Here is a 23,870-nt window from a genome sequence, read left to right as displayed (position 1 = left end):
TATAGATTACCTGCTTATGCGTAATAATCTATACCTGAAGCCGAACTTGTTGATAGATTTGACCTTGCGAGCAACTCTTCTGCCGAAATTTCATCCGTTTCGGCCATGCCGTTGTCATTTCCGCGACCACTCCCCTGCTCACCGTCGCTATTTCCACCGCTACCTTGGGACACTTGGCCATCGGTTAGCTGCATGCCTTGCTCTGCCAGCATTTCACGTAACCTTGGCATTGCTTGCTCGACGAGATCACGAGTTTGATGTTGACTCACTTGAAATTGAACTTGAGTGGTATCGCCTTGGACTTGAATTCGCACCATCATATGGCCGAGTTCTGGTGGGTCTAAGCGAATTTCAGCATGCTGCACCCCATTACTAACCATGGTGATAAGCTGCTGATTCATCATGGGAGAGAAACGCTGGATCATCTGCTGCATTGGCGGCGTTTGCTCACCCGCTTGTTTCAACGCGAACTGGAACTGTGGTAGCTCTTGACGATTAGCTCCCGACTGCAGCTGTAATGCTTGACTTTGTAGCCCTATAACCGCTTTAAGATCTTGCGCAGCGTCAGTGTTTACGCCGGCTAAGTTTGCCTCTTGCCCCGTTTGCGACGACATCATTCGCACCGACAGTTCAGCCGTTTTAAGCTGCTCGGTCGCAGTAAGCTGATTTGCTATAGTTTGACTTGTCCCTTCAGCATTTTTAGCCGCTTTTAGCTGTTCAGCACTGGTGCTCTGAGATTGCGACTGAGTGAGCCCAGCGAGCTCTTTACCGAAAATATCTCGAGTCTCGTTTGTATTTTTAGCGTCAGCGCCCTTTAGTTCAGATTGTAGTACTTTAGGATCCATTGCAATATTGGCCTGAGCCGCTTTATCTGTCACTCCAGCCTGCCCAGCTAGCGCAGCGCCTTGCTCTTTTGACTGCTGATTATCGCCTAAGCCGAGGTTACCATTAGCCATAGCAGCAAACTCAGCTTTTAATTCGCCATTAGCATCGAGGATTTGGCTTTGCTGTAATAGGTTTTTTAACTCCGCCGCTGAAAGCTTACTCAGTTCTTGCTCTGACATGCCAGACTGTTGACTCAGCGCCATTAAGATTTCATCGGGTAATTCGCTAGCAGTTAAATCATCACCGAGTTTGCCAGGCTCCAGCGGTTCTGTTGCTAACGGCAAGCTTTCGCCGTTAGCGGCAAGCTGAGCCTCACTACCAAAGTTATTAGCAAGATTGATCTGTGCAAACACTTGGCTTACATCGTCAGTCGCACTCTCATCCTTTGTTTCCGCCTTAATTGTGCTTTCTGCTAGATTTTCATCTCCAGCAAGGGCTTTTTTTGCAGCTGATTGTGTATTTGCTCTGTCCTGTGTCTGCTTACCCACTTTTTCCAGCGCAGCCGAAAAGCTATCACCTTCGGAGTTTGTCTTGGGTTTCTGAGATGGCTCCAAAGAGGATTCTACAGACTTGCTGTGGTTTTCAGTCGCCTTCTTGCTTGGCTCAGGGCTACTGAGTAAAATATTGTTCATCTGCTGCATTGCGTCTCCATCAGCGTTAACTCACAAACCAACCTACACGAAATATGTCAAAATATCGGCTTAACCTAAGCTGTGAATACAATATAAAGCAATAATAATGCCAAAACTAAATGTCAGCATAGCAAGCCTTAAAATGCCAAATAGCGGGATAGCCGAACAGGTCGTAAACGAGTTATATCGTCAACAAGAGGGGGGAAGTTAACTGCTAGTAGAAATTGAATAGCTAACGCTGTGCAACGCTAAAATGGGTGATTGATACCCGTTAACAGTTAACCTTAACGCTGCCGCTTACGATAGAACTGCTGTGAGGCGAATTCATCCACCATTTTTTGCTCTGCTCGTAATTCAGCAAGTTTTGCTTTCTCGGCTTTATTCGCTAATAACAGCTCCACCGCTTTACGTTTTTGTTGCTTCTCTTGCCAGTACACTTGCCGGTGTTGCCTTTGATTATCGGCATCTTTTACGGCATTGACCTGCTGCACGATAGCGGCATCGACTTGGCGAACGAATTGATGAAATTGGTGATAATGGCTAGCGCTAATGCTTTGTCCCTGTTGTTGCTCCATCTGTTTCATATAGTCGAGGCGATAGTTTTGTAGCGCTTCAAGCTGGTTTTGACGCCTTTGCAGCTCAAGCTGCGCCGAGCGAAGCTGCAATGAAGCCTGCTCTTCGGCATCTTGCGTTAACTTTAGCACCATGTGCAGTGGATCTGGTTTAGCCATAATAAGATGCGCCTAAACTGTTATTGCTCGCACATTGATATGCTAACGTCTGAGTGGCTAAGGTCTGCTTAAAAGTTAAGCCTGGCATTGTGCCCCCAACTGACTCAGCATCAGGGTACTGCTATCAAACGTCACCGAGTCTTTCATGGTTTGCCTTAAAAAAGCATTCATCGCTGGCTGCAACCTAATTGCATTGTCTATTCGCGGATCGCTACCTTGACTGTAAGCGCCGATAGAGATCAAATCTTTATTTTGCTGATACAGAGAGTAAACCTGTTTGACTTTGCGCATCGCCTCTAAATGCTCAGGACTTATCACCATAGGTGCGACACGACTAATTGAGGCTTCGATGTCGATAGCGGGATAGTGACCAGAGTCGGCAAGCGAGCGCGACAACACAATATGCCCATCGAGAATGGCTCGTGAGGCATCGGCAATGGGATCTTGCAGGTCGTCGCCTTCGGTTAACACAGTATAAAACGCGGTAATCGAGCCTTGTTGACCGCCGCCGTTACCGGCTCGCTCAACCAGTTTTGGCAGTTTGGCAAACACAGATGGTGGATAGCCTTTGGTGGCTGGCGGCTCGCCTACAGCCAGCGCGATCTCTCGTTGTGCCTGCGCATAGCGGGTTAAGCTATCCATAAGTAACAGTACGTTATAGCCCAAGTCTCGAAAATACTCAGCAATGCGGGTCGAGGTTTCGCAGGCGCGAAGGCGCATTAGCGGCGAAGTATCTGCAGGAGCTGCCACCACCACAGAGCGTGCACGCCCCTCGGGGCCTAAAATCTCTTCAATAAATTCTTTCACTTCGCGGCCACGCTCACCCACTAAGCCCACCACGATAATATCGGCTGTGGTGCCACGGGTCATCATCCCAAGGAGCACACTCTTACCGACACCTGAGCCCGCAAACAGGCCCATACGCTGGCCTTTACCCACGGTCAACATCGCGTTAATCGCTCTTACGCCAACATCGAGTGGCTCACTAATGGCGCGCCTTGCTAAAGGGTTAATGGCTGCAACATGACGGGAGGCTTTTTGATCGGTTCTGAGATTACCCAAACCATCAATCGGCTGACCACTACCGTCGAGTACACGACCAAGAAGTGATAGGCCAACGTTTAAACCCGATTGCTCACCAAGTGGGGTAACCTTGGCGCCGGGAAGAACACCACGCAACTCTTCGATGGGCATGAGATACAGTAATTGGTCATCGAAGCCGATGACCTCGGCAATAAGGCTACCCGCCATGGTTTCGATAGCGCAAAGGCTGCCAACAGAGGCGCGGCACCCTGTTGCTTCTAAAGTTAAACCCACCACTCGCACCAGTTGGCCACTAGCTTCAACCACAAACGGATGGATTTTTTGCTGATACTGAGCCAGCTTATGGCGCAGTCGGTGTTGACGAGTCGGCATATTCACCTTCGTTTATATCAGAAGAAGCCGTGACAGAATCGACAGTCTCTAGGCTAGACTCAACAGATGTCTCTGCCCCCTGAACAGTATCTTCTGCCTTATGCTGAGCGTTTTTCTCGGCGTTAAGTTGTCTACTGGACAATAGCGCTTCTTCTTGCTGTTCTTTTATCTGCAAAAGATCGTGTTGATGCTTATCGAGTTCAGAGAAAACATGTCCAATACGGGTCTCTACCGTCATATCGATATGGCTTCGAACACTGTCAATAATACAGTCGCCAGGGCTTAAACTAGGATCGGCCTCTATTTGCCAGCGGTTTCGTTCTAACTGGGTTTGAGAGTAAAGCTCGCCAATTAAGGCTTCATCACTTGGGGTGACCCGGATATTGACTCTTTGCTCTTTTATCGGCAAAGAATCCACACCTTGTCGCAGTGCTGATAAAATATGTTCAGGATAGGTCTTAAGCTCATGGCCTATTACCGCCTTGGCTAGCGTCATCGAGGTGGTGAGAAGCTCTTTTTCTATTTCGGTATCGAGCAGCGCTAACGGCGCCTCGAACTGACCCAGCAGGTTTTCAAAACGCTGCAGCATTTCTGCCGCTGTTTTAAGGCCCTCTTCATAGCCTTGTTGTTGGCCTTGAGAGTACCCTTCGCCATGCCCCTGCTCTAGCCCCTCTAAACGGCCTTTCTCAAGCCCTTCAGTAAAACCTTTCTCTTGCCCCTCGGCAAAGCCTTCTTGCTCAGCGTGAGCACGAATATCTTCAATTTCACTCAAAGTGGGAGGCAGAATAGTTTCCGTTTCAAGGGGATCTTCAACCTGAATTTGCAAGCTGTTTCGGCCAAACATATTTAGCAGAGATGGATTTTTCTCTTGGCTAATATCAGGCAAATCCCAATGGGAAAACTCATCATGGGTATTCACGCTGGCGCCTTTTGGCTCTTTAGGTTCAGTCATTATAGGAACTCTTCACCGCCTCCGCCGCCCAGCATGATCTCTCCGCTGTCGCTCAAGCGACGAGCAATCGATAAGATCTCTTTCTGAGCAACTTCAACTTCACTAATTCTGATGGGTCCCATGGCTTCTAAATCATCTCGAAGTAGCTCTGCTGCGCGCTTAGACATGTTACCAAGAAGCTTCTCTTTGAGCTGCTCATCGGCACCCTTAAGTGCCTTCATTAACACATCCTGCTGTACTTCTCGCAGCAAGACCTGAATACCCATATCATCGACATCACTTAGGTTTTCAAATACGAACATCAAGTCTTGGATCTGTTGCGCCATCTCTTCGTCAGATTCACGCATCGTCTCCATTAAGTGGCTCTCGACTCCAGTATCGAGGTAGTTCATGATATTGGCAGCCGCTTTCAAACCACCCATCTTGGCTGCCTGCGCGCCGCCTTGACCGGCGAACTGTTTCTCCATGATGTCGTTAAGCTCTTGCAAAGCGGCTGGCTGAACTTCTTCAAGGTTAGCGATACGCATCATCAGATCTAAACGTGTATTTTCTGGGAATTGAGCAAAAATTTCTGCCGCTTGGTCGGGCTCTAGATAAGATAATACAATTGTTTGAATTTGTGGATGTTCATTTTGGATGATGGTTGCGACTTGACGTGCATCCATCCACTTGAGTGAATCGAGACCTTTCGCGCCGCTTCCCATAATAATCTGTTCGATTAGGTTGCCCGCTTTGTCTTCACCGAGTGCGGCTGTTAGCGCCTTACGAACAAACTCTTCGCTATTAAAACCGATCGATGAATACTTTTGGATATCATCTAAAAACAGCTTATGAACGCCAATGACCTTTTCTTGGCCAAAGTCTCTCATCGCTGCCATGGCCATACCCACTTTTTGGACTTGCTTTGGCTCTAGATACTTTAAAATGGATGCCGCATCACTTTCACTCAAGCTTAACAGTAAAATGGCCGTTTTCTCGATGCCATTTAATTCACTGGGCTTAAATCCAGGCGCCGTTTTCGCTTCTACACTAATATCATTTGTCATCTTCAAGTAACCAGTTTTTCACAACTTGCGTCGATAGTTCAGGCTCATTAGCCACCAGTGCGCGGATCGCTTTGATCATATCATCATCTTTATGCAGGTTCGGGATCAAGATAGAGCCGTCATCTGCATAACTATATTCTGCTTCTGGGCGCTGTAGCATACCCAAGGTATCTGCGGCATATTGATCTTCAATTTCAGCCAGTTCGCCGCCCCGCTGTGGCTCATCCGGCATATTGACGCTATCGGGATATACCAACTTCTTCAGCATTGGACGCACAACGGCAAGGATCAAGACCAAAATCACTAATGCTCCAAGCACTAACCTAAGTACACGCCAAAACCATGGCTGCTCCCACAGCTCTGGTGCTGGCGCGGCTTCTATCAGCTGATCCATAAACGGCACGGTAACCACTTCGATAACATCGCCGCGTTGAGTATTAAAGCCTACGGCCCCTTCCAATAAACGGCGAATATTTGCAAGCTCTTGCTCAGTGCGAGGTACCCGGTTAACACTGCCATCTTCTGCCATTGGCGCGTTTTTAAAATCAACTGCCACAGAAACACTCACACGGCGTAACGTGCCAATTTGCTGACGAGTATGACTAATCGTGGTATCGAGTTCGAAATTACGTGTCGCTTCTTTATGGGTACTACCAGAGTTCCGCGTTACCGTTTCTTCAGCATTGACCTCTTGTGGGATATCTGAAGCCATAGGAGGCTGATTCGATAGCGCGCCAGGTATACCGCCAGAGGTGCCACCATTAGAGTTATTTTCAACGACCATCTCGCTTCTTAACGACGGTAAATCTGGATTATAGCGCTTAGCCGTTTGCTCAACCGCGGTGAAATCCATGCTGACATCGACCTGAGAGGTGAAATTCTCTGGGCCTAAGATTGGCATTAAAATCGACTCAACCTTATTACGATACTCAGACTCTTTTTGTTGAACGATTTCAAGCTCGCGGCGCGCGATAGCGGAGCTGCCATCTTGAGTACCTGAGTTAAGCAGGCGGCCATTGGCATCGGTTACCGTGACTTTATTCGGCTCAAGGTTATGCACAGCAGAGGCAACGATATCGACTATCGAGTCAACTTCTTCTTGACTTAGACCACTGCGTCGAGTGCTCACAACCACGGTCGCACTTGGCTTAGAGCGGTTGCGGGCAAAGACGTTCTCTTTGGGTAGGGCTAAAATCACTTTAGCTCGAGTGACACTTTTTAGTTCTTCAATAATGCGGGCAAGGTTTTGCTCTTGGCTATGCTTTAGACGCGCTTGCTCCATGCGCTGGCTCACGCCAAAGCCACTGTCTTTATTTAGAAAGTCATTGTTTGCATCGGTATTATCGAGCCCTTCGCGGCTTAATAACATTCTCACATCTTGAAACTTATCTTCAGGGACCTTGACCACATCACCCTGGATCTCATACTTAACTTGATTGTTGTCTAGTACATCCAATACCTGCACCATCTCTGCGGTGCTCATCTGCCCTAGCGGACGATATTCAGGCTCTTGCGCCCAGATCATCACAAAAACAGCTAAGGCTAGACAGATAGCAAGCGCCAAAATCATCGTCACTTGGCGTAACATATCTACGCCGCCTAACGATCCCATTAAGCCAGGCTTATGTTCTTCTTGAACACCTGATGTTTGCGGGTTGGTTGCTAAACCAGAACCTGTACCTACGACCATTTCTGTACTCACTATTGCACCCTGTTTCTACGTAATAACGGCCTAAACAGGCATACTCATAATTTCTTTATAAGCTTCAACAAGCTTATTGCGCACTTGCACGGTTGCTTCAAAAGCAACGCTGGATTTTTCTCTGGCGATCACGGTATCAGATAATGTGACTGTGGTATCTCCCATATCGAGTCGAGTGGCTAGATTAGAAGCATTTGATTGAAGTTCGCTTACATTTCCAACAGCTTGCGACAACAGCTGACCAAAATCACTACCCGAAGTATTCTGTACTTGGCGAGCAATTCCGGTTTGAATGCTAGAAGTACCAATTTGACCATTAAGTGACTGCATCTCTTGCAGTAATGAATTTGCACCAATTTGCATACTTAGCTCCGATGTCGTTTTCTTGACGAAAATGTTGATATAGCTAGATAAAGCAAATAGCTTGCCAGTTTTGATAAAAGAAGGGGGAAGAGCTAAGACGAACAAACAAAGACGAACGGCCTGCGGCCTAGGGAACGTGACTTCGTCACTACAGAACGCTACGCTTACGGTAAAACGGATTAAAGCATAAACGATTTAGAGCCGAGACGAAAAAACCGGAAAATCTTGTACCATCTTAGCTTGTACCGTCTCTTCCTAGCCCCTTTTTAACGTAGGTCGGGATTTATCCCGACAAACCTTGTGTTTGCTCCCTGATTGATGGGCTGAAGCCCAACCTACAAAAAATTATTTTTGTGCTCTCATCTTGGTTCACAGTCCCAGCTTTTATCATCTCAGCTTTAACCGTCAGCGCAGCGTTCTGTGAGTGAGCCTGCGAACGTTCCGTCTTCCGTGAGAAAAGCGTTCGTCTTAGTCTTTGATTGTATAGAAGGACGCAGTCCGTCCTAGGATCTAGAAACGAAGCGCCCTTCTTTGCATTACGCCGGAATTTGAATGCCTGAATCACGCATTTTGGCCATCTTATAACGCAGGGTTCTGGCACTAATTCCTAGCTTCTCAGCAACGAGTTTTCGACTACCGTTACATTGAGTTAAGGTTTCTAAAATAATCACATGCTCTTGCGCTTTAAGCTCGTCACCTAAACCATCAAGCTCTGTCGGCTTATTGTCGGCTAATGGTGTGCTCTCGAGATTAAAATCGAGCTCAAGTGAATCGATAATAATGTCTGCTGCTGTGATCTCATGTGATCCGCACATGATCAACGCTCTTTGAACCACATTATCGAGCTCTCGTACATTACCAGGCCAACGATGAGTCAATAGCCGACGTGATGCGCATTCGCTCAATAGTGGCAACTCACTGCGATTAGCAATCAATGCATGCCGCTGCAGCAGATGCCTTGCCAAGGGCAAGATATCTGCTGGGCGCTGATTCAATGAAGGCCAAGTCAGTGGGAATACGTTAATACGGTAATAAAGATCTTCTCTAAACTCACCCGATGCTGCCATCGCCTTTAAGTCGCGGTTAGACGTCGCTAGCACTCGCACATCGAGCTTAATGGTTTTACGACCACCTAGACGCTCGACTTCACGCTCTTGAAGTACACGTAGTAGTTTTGCCTGTAGCCCGACTTCCATCTCAGAAATCTCATCGAGCAACAAAGTCCCACCTTGTGCTTGTTCAAACTTACCTGGGCACGCTTGATAGGCCCCGGTAAATGCCCCCTTTTCATAGCCAAATAGGGTGGCTTCAAGCATATTTTCAGGAATAGCAGCGCAGTTAATGGCGATAAAGGGTTGCTCTGCTCGCTGGCTATTCTGATGAATAAAACGCGCTAATACCTCTTTACCACTGCCACTTGGGCCCATAATCATTACTGATGCATCAGAGGCGGCAACGCGCTGTGCGAGTGCCAATAGAGCCAAGCTCTTTTCATCAGCAACGATGGGGGTTCCTTCTGCCGCTTTTGCCGGCAAATAACGAGAAACTTGGTTTAATAACACTTCTGGAGAGAAAGGCTTAGCCAAATAATCGACTGCGCCGAGTTTCATTGCATTGACCGCATTGTCGATAGTGGCATAGGCCGTCATCAATAAAACAGGGAGCTTAGGCTGATGTTGCTGCAAGTAATTGAGTAAACCAATACCGCCAATGCCCTCCATCTGCACGTCACTAATGACCAAGTCGAAGCGATCTGCTTTTAACGCTAAAATGGCCTCTTCAGCAGAGCCTACATCGACGCAATCATAATGCGCTAGCATCAAGGTATCGAGCAGCGCCTCGCGCAGTGAGGCGTCATCTTCTACAAGCAATAACTTACCTTCAGACATGCTGATTATCTCCAAGCACTTCTTTATTATTAATGGCCGTGATCAATGGGAACTTCAATGACGCAGTGCAGCCATTACCTGGATGACAACTGAACTGCATCATTCCACCGTGGTTATTGACAACCGATTGCACGACCGCGAGGCCAAGACCTGTACCTTGTGACTTAGTGGTAAAAAATGGCTCAAGAACCTTTTTCTGCATAGCGGCATCGAGTCCCTTGCCATTGTCAATCACATCGAGATGCAGCGCTGTTTGAGTATCGAATGCACGCAGAGTGATTTGGTTTGCACCGGCTTCGATGCTGTTCATGACTAAATTATTTATCGCCGAACAAAGCGCGGCATCATTGGCGCGGATCTTCTGTTTGGACTCATTATTAAAGACCAGCCTGCAGTTTTTCTGCTCCGCTATCGGTTGGCAGTTACTCAGCACATTATCAACCACTTCATCGATCTGTAAGATAGTATCGAGCTCCTGCTGGCGACCTTTGGCCATTAACAGCATATCGTTAACCTGATGCTCTAATTCATTGAGTCTATCGACTAGCTTGCCTTGAAAACGTTTTCTAGCGTCATCGGATATTCTCGGGCTTGCAAGGTTAGAGGCATACAATAGCGCTGCACTCAACGGCGTTCTGACTTGGTGCGCAAGTGTTGCCACCATTTTACCCAGTGCCGACAACCTTTGCAGGTGCGACAAGTTCTTTTGCAGTAGTCGAGTTTCAGTTAGATCGGTTAATACAATTAGCTGACCGGGCTCTGGCGTCAACGGCGTAATAGCGAGCTTAACTCGACGACCGTTACGCAGTGACACTTCATGGCCATCATCATCTTGTGGCGAAAACGCCCGATTGATAATTTGCAACCAACGCTGCCCTTCTAAAGGAGTGCCTAAAAGTTCAATTGCGACTGGGTTCGCTTCGGTAACAATACCATCGCCATTGATGATCACGACTCCTGAGGGCATGGCTTGGAGGATATGCTCCATACGATTAGACATATTCGCGGCTTGCTGAACATCAACCAACTGTGGACGCTTCGCCACACTTGCATGAGTTGCATCAGTGACGTTAGTTACATCAGTTGTATCGAGTTGTGGCTTCAGAATAGCGGACATGGTGACCCCGTCAAAAAAACTGCATTTGAACGGGTTAAAGCAGGATTTGTGCCAGTTGTTTAGTTCTAAGAAGGACGCTGCGCTGCTAGGACGTGACTGCGTCACTTCGAGGGCGGGCTACGCCCTGCTGGGAAAAGCTGAGACGAACAAGCAAACACGAACGGCCTGCGGCCTTACGGCACGTGGCTTCGCCACTACGGAACGCTGCGCTTACGGAAAAGATTAAAGCGAAGGCATAAATACCAGCCTAGATTAAAAGAAGGTTCTAGGTTCTAGGTTCTAGGTTCTAGGAAAGCATAAAGACCAAAGCTATGGCATAAATAAAACCTATGCAAGACTTTGCTTGTGCTTTTCCTAGGACCTATAAGTGAGCTTACGAACATCCTAAGACCTATCAGGACGAATTCCGTCCTAATACTTAGAAGCGCAGCGCCCTAGAAGGACGAAGTCCGCTCTAGGATCTCGAAGTGAGCCTGCGAACGCCCTAGCAGCCTGCAGGGCGTCCTTCTTAGCTTCAATCTTTACCCATGCCGTACTTACGCATTTTCTCAACCAGAGTCGTACGGCGGATCCCAAGCATTTCTGCTGCTCGAGCAACGACGTTATCTTGCTGATCTAGAGCTTGCCTGATCATGTCAATCTCAAGTTCAGCCAGTAAGTCTTTCAAGTTTACCCCTTCAGGTGGCAATTCACTTGGGAATCGCGTTTCAGGGATCTCGATAGGCTCTTCATCATTAAAGATAGAGGCTAAGGCATCACGCTCTTGCTGCTCTTCACTGATTTCGACGCAATACTCAGGTACATCGATATGACGATACTTGATTGGTAGGTCATTAACATCGACTAACCCACCTGGATAGAGGATGGTTAAACGCTCGACTAGGTTTGATAGCTCTCGCACGTTACCGGACCAAGCATGTTCTTTCAGTGACTCGATAGCCCGCTGAGTGAAACGAACTCGACCACGACCTTCGTTATAAACGCGACTCACTAACTCTTGTAACAAGAGTGGAATATCTTCTTTTCGCTCACACAAAGCAGGCATTTCAATCGGGAAAACATTCAATCTGTAATAAAGATCTTCTCTAAAGCCACCCTCTTCAATCATCGTTTCTAAATTTCGATGAGTTGCAGCGACAACGCGTACATCGGCAGCAATAGATTTACTTCCACCTACGCGCTCAAACATACGCTCTTGCAAAACTCGCAGTAGTTTAACCTGCATCTGCAAAGGCATATCGCCAATCTCGTCTAGAAATAGCGTCCCTTTTTCGGCGAGTTCGAAACGACCTTTACGAGCGCTAATTGCGCCAGTAAATGAGCCTTTTTCGTGGCCAAAAAGTTCACTTTCTAATAACTCAGCCGGGATCGCACCGCAGTTGACCGGAATAAACGGGCCATCACGGCGATCTGAGATATAGTGAATATTACGGGCAACCACCTCTTTACCTGTACCCGATTGACCAAGTACTAGAACAGTGGCTTCAGAGCCAGAAACTTGATTAATCAGATGGCGGACACTGGCGATCCCCTCACTGCGGCCGACTAAACTTCTAAACAACTTAGTCTGATTAGCACTTGTTGGGATCTCTGGACGTTTAACTTGTCCATAGACCTGACAAAAATGCAGCAGTTCAGTTAATTGAGGGTAGTTCAGTGGCTCTTCGATGCAGCCGAGAATATTCGACGCTTTAATGTCGTCTCTTTCCCCTAGCGTCAAAAAAGGTTGCCATGGAAGCATACCAGTTAAAGACTGAATAAGTTCTTTAGGTTGGTTCTCAGACGGTAAAACAATCGCGCGAAAGCGAGTCTGTTTAGTGTGTAGTTCAAGTTTATCGAAATCGATTAACTCAACCTGCTCACCTAAAAACTCAAATACACACGACAAGCGATTAATTCGCTCAGACTGGTTACCGACAAGTAGAATTCGTTGATCTGTTTGCATCATTCCAAAGGCCGTTAGGCTCAAATATTTCAGCGCATTAATTATTAGTGTTCGTTGCTTTTCTCAAGCTAAGTATTCAAGCCAGTTGTTATCCAATAATATGTTTTGAACTCACCAGCTTATAGAATAGTGTATTATCAGCCCATCATTAGCAAGTCCCTGATGAGTTTTATGAGGAACTGACTAAGTTTTAGGTTAAAAACTCAACTTTACAATCAGTAGTTAGACGTATTTTTGACAGATGACAAAAAGGAGGCTTCAACGCCTCCCTATTTTTATCAATTTCTACACTGCATTGGCATGAGAATCGATATGATGTTGCTCAGATGGAATTGCATCCCAACCTTCTTTAATCGTTCTGATGATACCACTGACATTATCTAGCGCCTGCACATCATTATTTAAATTAGCCTCAGAGAGCTGGCGCAACATAAAATCATATAACTCAGAAAGATTCTTAGAGACATCACCAGGCGCTTCCATGTTCAAACTATTGTTTAAACCAGTAATGATGCCGATCGCTTTACCAATAAATATACCTTTATTAGCAAGGTCTTTATTCTCAATCGCATAGCGACTCTGAGCAATACGTTGAAGCGCGCCGTCAAACATCATCTGAATAATACGATGTGGTGACGCCACTGCTATTTCGCTCTCTAGCGAAACCTTGCGATATGATTGAAGAGAACTTCTCATTTAAACCTACCTATTAGCATCTATGGCTTTGTAAACATTTAGCAGTCGTTTACTTTTACGTCCCGCGTGCAGCAGTGATTGCCTATGGTCCAAAATCACTTTAGCTTGCGCTTCAAATGATTGAGTTAACAATAATTGCTTTCTCAATTCAGATTCATCTGCATCAGTTGCGTTAGCAAATATACTAGTGAGTAAAAGTTGACGCTTCCCAACCAACTCCTGCAAATATAATACCAATTCATCGGTTGATTCATCTTCAGCCGGAACTAGGTTAAGTGTGGTAAGCACTTTTTTCAGCTCTTCATTTAACTCAAACAATGACTGCAAACTAAACTCCTAAGTTAGTTAAAGTTAATAACTACTGGCTAACAACGCCAGGTAGAGAATTCAATCTATCGACTAACCCTGCACTCTGCTGGTTTAACTGTCCTACAATCAAATCCATGGCGTTAAACTGTTTAAATAATCGAGCTTGCAACATCTCCATTTTTAAACTGAACGCCTCACGCTGATCATCCAATCGTTGTTTGTCATTCGTTAATGCATTATCGCGGCTATCGATTAATCCACCAGCCTTAACGTAACCCTCAACTAGGTTATCTAAACTGGTTGCGATACCGGAGTCTGGAGTACTGAATAATCCCTCAACGGCCCCCATATCCTCGGCCAGTACTTTATCGAGCTTTTCATCATTAATCGACATTTTTCCGTATCTGTCAGTCTCGATACCTATGTCATAAAGGGCGATAGTTTCACCATCGACATCGACGCGGTTACTGATCATATTACGCATCTGTGATTCAATAGACCGGATCATTGAATCGCCTTGTAATGCAGCAGCCTCTTCTTTCTCAGTGTCGTATTTAGACAAATTACTAATTGACTCGACAAGAGTATTATAAGCGTCAACAAAACCCTTCACGTTCTCTTTTACTGCTGCGTTGTCTTGTTCAATTTTTAAGGTTGACGTTTTATTCACATCTGCATCGGTAAGCGATAAGGTCACTCCTGCAATTGCATTTTCAACATCATTACTTTGCGAGGTCACTTTTTGACCATCGATGTAAATCACTGCATTTTGGGCCGCTTGCAACTCGGTCAAATTGCCAGTACCAAACATATCATTGATGCCTGAACCGACAGTGTCCGTTGCGACGACGCTGACTTGGCTATCTGTACCAGACTCATCAGAGCTAAAGACTAGGCGACTACCGTCATCACTCTTAATAATGGTTGCAGTCACACCTGAGTTATCGGCGGAGTCATTTACTTTTTTAGCGATGGTCTCTAAGGAATCGCCTGCTTCGACGTCAACTGAAAATGCCTTGCCGTTAACAGAGAGCTCCAACTTACCTTGTCCCACTGCAGCAGTTGCATCGGCCACATTTACGCCTGCAACTTTATGAAATGCAGCTAACTGCTCGACCTGTATTTGATAACTGCCCGATTGCGCGTTTTTATCCGCAGCAGCGGTAAAATAGCTACTATCACCAGTAGAAACTTTACGAATATTTAGCGCTGCGGGATCACTGAGCTTTTCAAGGGCATCTTGGAAGGTCGACAACTGGCTCTTAAGTGTACCAATGGCAGATACTTTAGATTCAATGGTTTGCTCAGTTTTGTCGAAAATCGCTTCTTTGGGTATTTTTTCGGCATCAACCAACACCTTAACAATGGTATTGATATCTAAGCCGGAGCCTATACCGGTTGCTGTTAATGCCATTTTTATCCCCTAGACAAAATAGTTTGAATTTTGACGCGTCAGTTATGCTTCAGTCTTAAGCAAGAACCCCGCCACTTCTGCAAGCTTTTGTGCGAGTTCCAATGCTTCTTCATTTGGGATCTGCCGGATCACATCGCCAGAGACGACATCCATCACGCTAACGACACTTTGACCTGAACTCTCATCAACTTTAAATGCCAAACCTTTACGCATTAGAGACATCATATCAGTAAGCTCATTAGCGACATCATGCAGAATTTCTTGTTGCGCTTCAGACTCCTCACTTACCACAGTTTCATTTAGCACGTCATTGCTCGGATTGAGCTGCGCAAAGCTTGCCGATGGCTCGGTCTCCAAAGCCGGGTTATTTACATCTAACTTAACCACAGCAGGGTTTGCTGAACTTGCGTAACTTACATCCATTGTCATATCTACCTCCGCAACACACTAAAAAGACGCCAACCTCTGCTAATAACGTCATGTAATACAAACAACAAAGGGAGACTCATTACGAATCTCCCCTTTAAATTACCGCTTTAACTCTTCCCTCTCAAGCGAGAGAGAATCCGATTAAAGAAGAGACAAAGCAACTTGTGGTAACTGGTTCGCCTGTGCAAGCATCGCAGAACCGGTTTGCTGTAGCACTTGGTTCTTCGTCATTGCTGCCGTTTCTTTTGCAAAGTCCACATCTACGATACGGCTCTTTGCATCGGCAACGTTGGCCTGAGTGTTAGCACTGTTACTGATGTTGTGGGATAGACGGTTTTGCACCGCACCTAAATCAGCGCGCTGACTATCGATGGTTTTAATCGCAGCATCGATTTTAGTTAAAGCTGACTGACGGTTAGCTGAGTTAGTAAGTGTTAATGAACCTACCGCTAACGAACTCGCATTAACTTTTTGTACTTTTACCGTAATGTCTTCGCCTTTTTGATGTCCTACCTGGAAGCTCTTACCCGCAGAGAAGTCACCATTCATCAGCTTAGTGTTACCAAATGCAGTGGTATTACCAATTGAGGTAATTTCGCCCGCTAGGGCATCGATCTCTTTTTTAATAGAGGCAATATCGTCACTGCTGTTGGCACCGTTAGAAGCCTGAATAGTCAGGTCACGCATACGCTGAAGCATGTTTGTTTGCTCCTGCATCGCACCTTCTGAAATTTGCGCAATCGAAATGGCATCGTTGGCATTACGCATACCGACATCTAGACCACGAACCTGTGAGTCTAAACGGTTAGAGATGGCAAGACCCGCAGCATCGTCTTTCGCACTGTTAATGCGAAGACCACTTGATAAACGCTCCATTGAGGTAGCCAAGTTTTGGCTAGAAGCATTCAAGTTCTTTTGCGCTTTCATCGAAGTCACGTTTGTATTTACTGTAATAGCCATAATCTGTTTCCTCTAAAAATACCTGGCTTTAAAACTTGCCTGTCTATTTACGCCAGGCGGGTCTATTGGGTTACAGTAACTTTAACGGCAGCGTTTTTTTAATCTTTAGTGCTTTTTTAAAAAATATAAGTTTTTTTTACTAAACACTTATAAAACAGCATGATATATACCTGATAAATATAAACTTAGGCGCTAAAAACACAAAATCCATATTCACTGAATCAACAGTCAATATGGATCTTTCTCAGCTATTTATCTGCAAATGCAGATTAAGCATCACCCACTGCGGTATGCGCTTCTATAATCGTTAGCCAAGAAGAGATAGTGCAACTTGTGGTAACTGATTTGCCTGAGCAAGCATAGCGCTACCCGTTTGCTGTAGTACCTGGTTCTTTGTCATCGTTGCCGTTTCTTTGGCAAAATCCACATCTACAATACGGCTCTTAGCATCGGCCACGTTTGCCTGAGTGTTTGCACTATTACTGATGTTGTGTGCTAGACGATTTTGCACCGCACCTAAATCTGCACGCTGAGTATCGATGGTTTTAATTGCAGCATCAATTTTGGTTAATGCTGATTGGCGGTTAGCAGAGTTGGTAAGTGTTAAACCTCCAACAGCAAGTGAACTAGAATTAACTTTAGATACCTTAACACTAATATCTTCGCCCTTCTGGTGTCCAACTTGGAAGCTCTTACCCGCCGAGAAACCACCATCTAAAAGTTTAGTATTACCAAACGCTGTACTATTACCGATAGAAGTAATTTCTGTAGCTAACGCATCGATCTCTTTTTGAATTGATGCAATATCGTCTGTGCTGTTGGCACCGTTAGATGCTTGGATGGTCAAATCACGCATACGCTGCAGCATGTTGGTTTGCTCCTGCATCGCGCCTTCAGCTATCTGAGCAATCGAAATGGCATCGTTAGCATTTCGCATACCTACGTCAAGACCACGAACCTGTGAATCTAGACGGTTAGAGATTGCCAAACCTGCGGCATCGTCTTTTGCACTGTTAATGCGAAGACCACTGGATAAGCGCTCCATAGATGTCGCTAAGCCTTGGCTAGACGTATTGAGGTTCTTCTGCGCTTTCATCGATGTAACGTTTGTATTAACGGTAATAGCCATCTTTATTTTCCTTTATCTAAAGTTACCGCCAAGACTTCAGACTTGGCTAATTTCGGTTAATTTATGTTCGAGTTATTTAGGTCCACATTGACTGCTAGATATAATCAAACAGTGACACGGTGCCGACCTTAGTAAATACACTTGATGCGGCATTTAAAGCTTGTTGCTGCTGCTCCAATTGCGTTATCGCCTCGGCATAATCTAAATCTTCCAACATAGATAACGCCGAGTTGTTTACAATCTGCTCTTCTTCATGGGTTGCTGCATAACTGTCTAAGCTTTTTAAACTATTACCCGCTACGCCTCTTGCAAGATCCAATTGATTCATTCCGCTGTCGATGTTATTCAACATCTGTGCCAACTCAGACTTTCCTGCTGGAGTGTTTACCTTGTTGGGATCCTCAATGAGCGCAATGGCACTATTGATGGTGTCGAGCAAACTCACTTCTGGTGCGTGTTCCATGGTAAATGAGTCACCAGGCGCGGGTTTACCATCGAGTTTCACTTCTATACCGTTAAACGATACAGGAGTGTTGGGATCAAATGCGGTAACCGTTGTTACGACCGCATTTGTCGAATCTCTGACTTCTAAGTCATTGCCCACCATGTTAAATGTGTAGGTATCTGGCACATGTGTTGCCGGATCTGTGACTTTGGCGCTTTCAACATTGAATTCGCCAGTTTGTGTAGCCAAATAATTGACGCTGTAATCTCCTAAGCCATTAGCTGCATTCATAAAAGCGAGATCACCCGGGATATTGGCACCAATAGTCGTGCCGGATGCAACGACACTCTCTCTGACGCCACTATCGCCGTGATAAACCGCATTACCGCTGGCATCGAACTCAAAAGGCTGACTACCCGTATTGAATCCACCAAACAGGTAATTACCCGATTCATCTTTACTGTTGGCTATCGCCATCAACTCTTCGAGGCTGCCGCGCATCTCATCGGCAACAGTTTGCCGATCGGAATCGGTCAAGCTGCCGTTTACCGCCCTTAGCACCTGCTCTCTGACGCTACTTGCGAGCGTTGCAGCACTGCCAAGCTTACTTTCAGAGATAGACAATCGATTTTTGGCATAATCAATATTCTTTAGGAACTGATCGACAACAGAGTTTTTCTGATTCAAGTTATTAATTCCTGCAGCTGCCACAGGATCGTCACCAGCAGTATTGACGCGTTTACCTGTCGATAACTGCTCGATAATTTGACTTGTTTGCGACTGTTTTTGAGTCACGCTATTTATGTTTTGGTGAAACATTTGCGCAGTAGAAATTCGCATAATTCTAATTCCTGTTCCTAAATCCAGTGCCTAACCCAGTCTTAAATCTTCAAGCATTCATTGCTAGCGCAGTGAGCTAAATAGCGTGTTGAATATTTCATTGGCGGTGGTCATGATCCGCGCAGAGGCCTGATATGACTGCTGAAAACGCATCAGATTTGCCGCCTCTTCATCAAGATTGACCCCAGAAACACTTTGAACGCGGGTATAGGCCTGCTTATAAATGGCCTCAGCCGATCCCATCGATATTTCAGCCGACTTAGTCTTACTGCCCACATCGATTGTTGTATTTTCAAAAACATCTGTCAGCGTGGTTTTACCGCCATTCATCAGTTTGGCTTCGCTGAGCTTGGCCATACTCACCATGTTTGTGTTATCGCCCTCGGCAAATGACAAATCGAAGGTGAACTTCTCTGCGGCGGTCGCAGTTGAATCAATCTCGAAGGTAAAACCATGCGAGCTGATTGTTGGCGGTGTATAAGTGTCCGCACCAAGGGATGCGCCATCAACGTCAAACACTTCATAGCTTGGCGGCGTTGTAGAAGGATCAATTTCAAAGGTAAGTTCGGCGCCTGTTACAGGAAAGCCCGTTTCAGTTCTTTTATCAATGCTGACTAAACTAACTTGGCTATTGCCAGTATTTGCCGCATCGGCGGTGATCTTTGCCCCTGCTGCAGCAATACCTTTGGCATCGGTCATTTCAACCGATAATGAAACCGCTGCACTTGAGGTTGGACGGATTTCAAAGGTATCCCCAGAGGCCAGTGCACCGGCATCGATATTGATGCTAAAGCCGTTAGCGCCTTCGAGTTTTGTGCCGTTAAGTGTTAGCGGCGTAATATTGCCGCTGACGGCATCTTTCAGCTCATAGGTTGATGGCGCAGTAAACTTAAGTTCATAACTGCTGCCAGTTAAACTGCCTACATCATCAATATTAACGCTTAGATTGGCTGTACCGGTATTGCTTGATAATGCACCTACACGACCTAATTGCATCGATGGGTCGTTGATGTCGGTAAAGATATTAGCGCCCACTTGGCCATTTAAGTCGAAGCCTTGCGCTTGCGCTTGGTTAAACGCATCACTAACGCCTAAAGCAAATTGCCCAAGCTCCATCTGTGACGGGATCAAGGTTTCATCGCGATAATTAACTAACGCACCTAACTGGCCGCCCATTTTACTCGCATCGACAATCATGCTCTTGCTGCCCGATTGCGCAGTGATCTGTAACTCATTCGGGTAGGGGTCGCCCGGTGCTGTGCCCACTTGCATCGACATTTCGCCCGATACCAGCATCATCGAGCCTCCGAGCATAATGCTCTTGGCACCAGATTCTAGCGGTATTACGTTAACGGATGCGTACTCACTGAGCTCTAAAATCAAGGCATCTTGCTTATCTAGCAACTGCATATCTTGACCCTGAGACTTCATCAACTCACGGTTGATACTACCAAGCTCATTACTGATCTCATTGATTCGGTCGGTAACAGCGGAGATCTGATCATTGGTTTGGGTCATTTGGCTATCAAGATGACTCTGCATCTGATTAACGCTATTGGCTAACTGATTCGCACTGGTTAAAAACGAACCACGCAGCCCCATATCATTAGGAATGTCTGCTAAGGCATTCATGCTGGCGAAGAAATCATTTAGCCCCTGCGGCACAGCTTTTCCCATTTGCGAGAATAGCTGGTCAAGCTGACTCATCTTGCTAAAGGTGGTTTGTGATTCACTGACAGCGGTAGAGCCTATGCGCAGTTCCCGTGTAGCATAATCGTTATAGACGCGTTTAACATCAGACACATAAGTACCTGCGCCATAAAATTCATTGCCCATGCGCTGTGAATCTAGCGCCGACTGAGATACCACCTGACGGTTGTAACCTGCGGTATTAGCATTAGCGATGTTATTACTGGTAATCGCCAGTTGTGACTGTGAGGCCAACACGCCGGTGCGAGCAATATTCATTAAGTCTAAAGACATGAGTGCTGGCTCCCTACTTCAAGAGGTTGAACAAATCGATTCATCATTGCTTAACCCCTTGCAAGACATCTTTAAAGTCTCGAGTAATGGTTTTCATGACCTGAATAACCTTATCGGCATATTTAGGGTCAGTGGCATACCCTGCATCTTGCAAGGATCGAATAAAGGCTTGCGGGTTAGCCGCTTGTTTCATGGCATCTTGATAACGCTCACCATTAGAGACAAACGAGACAAAATCATTAAAGCTCTGGCCTATATCGTCATAAACTCTAAAATTCGCGCGCTGCTTAACTGCAATCCCCTGCTCATATTCCAAAGTACTGACCGACGCGTGTTCGCCTTGCCAACGGTTATCCGCTTTAATGTTAAACAGGTTATTGCTTTGCTGACCCTGATGGCCTTTCACCATCTTTTGGCCCCAACCCGTTTCTAGCGCTGACTGGGCAATCAATAGTTCAGGTGTGGTACCTAAGGTCTGCGCTGCTTTTTGTGCATGGGGATAAAGACGGGCGACAAATTCATCTTGACTGGTAAAGTTAGCTTGAGACTTATCGGCGGTGACTGCCGCTGACGGCAATACTTTGCCACTTAATACCGAATCTAATGTTTGAGACTGAGCGCTACTGGTTAATGCTGTCTGCGCTGCAGTTACTTGAGCCTGACTTTGAGCTTGAATCTGGCTCTGAGCGATAAACGGTGCAGCTTGAGCCGCCATAGCGTCAGAGCCTGAAACTCGAGAGGTCGGCATCTGCAACGTATCCGGCTTACCCATTGTCAATGCCGCAGCTTTGGAGCCGCCATTGATATCGCCACGTAATACCGATGCGGGTGTCATTGGGCTGTTAGCCGGGTCTAGCTGCTGCACCATCAGATCAGCTAAGCCCAACATGCCTTCTCCAGAAAGATTAAGCGACATCTGCTGATCATGCATCTGCTCATAAAACTTGGTGTACTGACTGTTCATTGGGCTGTCAGATTCAAACACGGCATTAGCGTCACGCATGCTTTTCATCAACATTTGCACGAAGATCCCCTCAAATTGTTGGGCAACTTCCTTTAATGCACTGGTTTCATCTTTTTGGGCTCTGGATCTTAATGAGTCCAAGCCTCCAAGATCCAGAAATTGCGATGCGTTCGACAGCTTTTCCATGACACCTTTCCAATAAAACTGACAATATTTAGATAATTATCAATTCACCATGCAAAGCGCCTGCCATCTTTAGCGCTTCCAGTATCGCAAGTACATCTGACGGGGCCGCGCCCACCAAATTAACTGCGCGAACGAGCTCATCTAGGGTGGTTCCGGGGTTAAACATAAACATGCGACTGTCTTCTTCGGCCACATCAATGGTACTGTCGGTGGTGACAACAGTTTGCCCATTACCAAATGGATTAGGCTGTGAAACCTGCGTGGCTTCAGCGATTGTCACCGTTAGGCCACCATGGGTCACCGCTGCTGGCAATAATTTGACGTTTTGTCCCACAACAATCGTACCGGTGCGAGAGTTCACAATTACCTTGGCAGACTCAGCAGCAGGCTCAACTTCGATATTCTCAAGCGTTGCCAAAAATGACACGCGCTGGGATACATCACGTGGGGCGCTAACCTGCACAGATGCGGCATCCAGCGGTCTTGCCATACCTGGGCCTAACAGGTCATTAATCGAATCGGCCAAACGCTTTGCAGTAGAAAAGTCGGCGCGGCGCAGGTTAAAGGTTAAGTGATCGCCGGTTGAAAATGGCGTTGCGACGGTACGCTCGATGATTGCACCATTGGGGATACGACCAACGGTGGGTGTGTTTTGAATAACTTTAGAGCCATCCATGCCTTCGGCGCTAAAACCACTGACCACCATACTGCCTTGAGCTATCGCATACACATTGCCATCGACACCTTTTAGGAAGGTTTGCAGTAGCATGCCGCCACGTAAGCTTTTTGCCTCACCTAAGCTTGAAACGGTCACATCTAGGGTTTGGCCCGGCTTGATAAACGGCGGCATATCGGCGCTCACGGCAACAACCGCAATGTTTTTAATCTTGGGTCTGAAGTTATCAGGCAAGTTAATGCCAAAGTTTTTCAACATGGTTTTAAAGGTCTGCTCGGTATAACGGGTCTTCTCACCCGTGCCTGGCAAACCCACCACTAAACCGTAGCCGATTAACTGGTTACTACGCACACCTTGTACGTTTGCAATGTCTTTAATGCGCTGTGCATGTACGGGAGTGGTCAATACCAACATGGCACATAGCAATACCAACTTTAATTTCATCATCCTAAATCCTTAGCTATAGGCACTAATATAGAGCCTAGAACGGCCACCAGCTGCCCATAAAGAATGAGGCTAACCAACCCACTTTTTGTACTTCGGCAAAGGTCCCCGTTCCGCTGTACTGAATGCGAGCATTTGCCACTCGTTGTGAGTCAATCGTATTGTCGGGTCGAATATCTTGCGCGCGCACAATACCGGTAATGCGAACAAACTCATCACCGTTGTTGATGCTTATCCATTTTTCACCACGAATAACCAAATTACCGTTGTTAAGTACTTGCATCACGTTTGCTGAAATACTGCCAGACAAGCTGTTGCTTTGATCTGCATCCGATTCACGTTTGGTATTCATGCTGTCTTTGTAGCGCAGATCGATGGGGTTACCGCCGATAGTGACATTGCCACCACCTGCATAAATGGGGTCCAAAGATAAGTCTGTTCCCTTTGAGATCTCGTTATTAGCGCTCTTTTTAGCCTGAGTCTGCTCCATCAAATATACGGTGATGATGTCACCCACTTTTAGCGCTTTAATATCAGAGTAAAGACTCGATGCCTGACTATCTTGATACATAGAGCCTGTTGCAGCGATTTTGGTTGGCGGCGCCTCTGGGTAAACGGGCGCGTAATAAGGATCGTCAGCAATAGGCTTGCCGTTAGTCGAATTACAACCGGACAGAGCCGCCATAAACAAAAGTGCCCACAAATGCTTCATAGTCA

General features: G+C 46.2%; 21 protein-coding genes. All 21 read right to left on the bottom strand.

Features of this window, described 5'->3' with window-relative positions; genetic code table 11:
- Positions 1-14: 14 nt before the first annotated feature.
- On the bottom strand, positions 15-1,526 hold the full coding sequence (locus SHAL_RS07480) for a flagellar hook-length control protein FliK (RefSeq protein WP_012276559.1): 1,512 nt from the start codon (positions 1,524-1,526) through the stop codon (positions 15-17).
- Positions 1,527-1,801: 275 nt separating this feature from the next.
- Positions 1,802-2,248 carry a flagellar export protein FliJ gene (fliJ, locus tag SHAL_RS07475; RefSeq protein WP_012276558.1) on the bottom strand — a complete coding sequence of 149 codons (447 nt, stop codon included), beginning with the start codon at positions 2,246-2,248 and terminating at the stop codon, positions 1,802-1,804.
- 75 nt (positions 2,249-2,323) lie between these two features.
- Positions 2,324-3,664, bottom strand: a complete 1,341-nt coding sequence (fliI, locus tag SHAL_RS07470; RefSeq protein ID WP_012276557.1) for a flagellar protein export ATPase FliI — start codon at positions 3,662-3,664, stop codon at positions 2,324-2,326.
- Positions 3,633-4,616 (bottom strand): flagellar assembly protein FliH, encoded by a 984-nt coding sequence (gene fliH, locus SHAL_RS07465; protein ID WP_012276556.1) that lies wholly within the window; start codon positions 4,614-4,616, stop codon positions 3,633-3,635. Before fliH ends, fliI begins: the two co-directional genes overlap by 32 nt.
- Positions 4,616-5,662: a flagellar motor switch protein FliG gene (fliG, locus tag SHAL_RS07460; RefSeq protein WP_012276555.1), complete on the bottom strand. Its 1,047-nt coding sequence runs from the start codon at positions 5,660-5,662 to the stop codon at positions 4,616-4,618. The genes fliH and fliG overlap by 1 nt, the downstream gene beginning before the upstream one ends.
- On the bottom strand, positions 5,652-7,352 hold the full coding sequence (gene fliF / locus SHAL_RS07455) for a flagellar basal-body MS-ring/collar protein FliF (RefSeq protein ID WP_012276554.1): 1,701 nt from the start codon (positions 7,350-7,352) through the stop codon (positions 5,652-5,654). The genes fliG and fliF overlap by 11 nt, the downstream gene beginning before the upstream one ends.
- A gap of 42 nt (positions 7,353-7,394) precedes the next feature.
- On the bottom strand, positions 7,395-7,727 hold the full coding sequence (gene fliE / locus SHAL_RS07450; protein ID WP_012276553.1) for a flagellar hook-basal body complex protein FliE: 333 nt from the start codon (positions 7,725-7,727) through the stop codon (positions 7,395-7,397).
- A 536-nt stretch (positions 7,728-8,263) separates the two neighbouring features.
- Positions 8,264-9,616 (bottom strand): sigma-54-dependent transcriptional regulator, encoded by a 1,353-nt coding sequence (locus tag SHAL_RS07445; protein ID WP_012276552.1) that lies wholly within the window; start codon positions 9,614-9,616, stop codon positions 8,264-8,266.
- Entirely contained in the window at positions 9,609-10,733 is a 1,125-nt protein-coding gene (locus SHAL_RS07440) for a sensor histidine kinase (protein ID WP_012276551.1), read from the bottom strand. The genes SHAL_RS07445 and SHAL_RS07440 overlap by 8 nt, the downstream gene beginning before the upstream one ends.
- A 514-nt stretch (positions 10,734-11,247) precedes the next feature.
- A complete protein-coding gene (locus SHAL_RS07430) occupies positions 11,248-12,681 on the bottom strand; it encodes a sigma-54 dependent transcriptional regulator (RefSeq protein ID WP_012276550.1) in 1,434 nt (477 codons plus the stop codon).
- Between the two features lie 282 nt (positions 12,682-12,963).
- Entirely contained in the window at positions 12,964-13,374 is a 411-nt protein-coding gene (fliS, locus tag SHAL_RS07425; protein WP_012276549.1) for a flagellar export chaperone FliS, read from the bottom strand.
- A 6-nt stretch (positions 13,375-13,380) separates the two neighbouring features.
- Positions 13,381-13,701, bottom strand: a complete 321-nt coding sequence (locus tag SHAL_RS07420) for a hypothetical protein (protein WP_012276548.1) — start codon at positions 13,699-13,701, stop codon at positions 13,381-13,383.
- Between the two features lie 31 nt (positions 13,702-13,732).
- Complete coding sequence (gene fliD, locus SHAL_RS07415) at positions 13,733-15,097, bottom strand: flagellar filament capping protein FliD (RefSeq protein ID WP_012276547.1); 1,365 nt, start codon at positions 15,095-15,097, stop codon at positions 13,733-13,735.
- A gap of 42 nt (positions 15,098-15,139) precedes the next feature.
- Positions 15,140-15,520 carry a flagellar protein FlaG gene (locus tag SHAL_RS07410; RefSeq protein ID WP_041415903.1) on the bottom strand — a complete coding sequence of 127 codons (381 nt, stop codon included), beginning with the start codon at positions 15,518-15,520 and terminating at the stop codon, positions 15,140-15,142.
- Between the two features lie 147 nt (positions 15,521-15,667).
- On the bottom strand, positions 15,668-16,486 hold the full coding sequence (locus tag SHAL_RS07405) for a flagellin N-terminal helical domain-containing protein (protein ID WP_012276545.1): 819 nt from the start codon (positions 16,484-16,486) through the stop codon (positions 15,668-15,670).
- 307 nt (positions 16,487-16,793) lie between these two features.
- Positions 16,794-17,615, bottom strand: coding sequence for a flagellin N-terminal helical domain-containing protein (locus tag SHAL_RS07400; protein WP_012276544.1), 822 nt, complete (start codon positions 17,613-17,615; stop codon positions 16,794-16,796).
- Positions 17,616-17,709: 94 nt separating this feature from the next.
- Positions 17,710-18,900, bottom strand: a complete 1,191-nt coding sequence (flgL, locus tag SHAL_RS07395; RefSeq protein WP_012276543.1) for a flagellar hook-associated protein FlgL — start codon at positions 18,898-18,900, stop codon at positions 17,710-17,712.
- 63 nt (positions 18,901-18,963) lie between these two features.
- Positions 18,964-20,883, bottom strand: a complete 1,920-nt coding sequence (flgK, locus tag SHAL_RS07390; RefSeq protein WP_012276542.1) for a flagellar hook-associated protein FlgK — start codon at positions 20,881-20,883, stop codon at positions 18,964-18,966.
- 43 nt (positions 20,884-20,926) lie between these two features.
- Positions 20,927-22,033, bottom strand: a complete 1,107-nt coding sequence (gene flgJ / locus SHAL_RS07385; protein WP_012276541.1) for a flagellar assembly peptidoglycan hydrolase FlgJ — start codon at positions 22,031-22,033, stop codon at positions 20,927-20,929.
- Between the two features lie 28 nt (positions 22,034-22,061).
- Positions 22,062-23,153, bottom strand: a complete 1,092-nt coding sequence (locus SHAL_RS07380) for a flagellar basal body P-ring protein FlgI (protein ID WP_041416305.1) — start codon at positions 23,151-23,153, stop codon at positions 22,062-22,064.
- A gap of 37 nt (positions 23,154-23,190) precedes the next feature.
- Positions 23,191-23,865 (bottom strand): flagellar basal body L-ring protein FlgH, encoded by a 675-nt coding sequence (flgH, locus tag SHAL_RS07375; RefSeq protein WP_012276539.1) that lies wholly within the window; start codon positions 23,863-23,865, stop codon positions 23,191-23,193.
- Positions 23,866-23,870 lie beyond the last annotated feature (5 nt).

Source organism: Shewanella halifaxensis HAW-EB4, assembly GCF_000019185.1.
GTDB lineage: Bacteria > Pseudomonadota > Gammaproteobacteria > Enterobacterales > Shewanellaceae > Shewanella > Shewanella halifaxensis.
The sequence above is the reverse complement of the archived record's forward strand: the minus strand, read 5'-3'. Positions and strand labels throughout refer to the sequence as shown.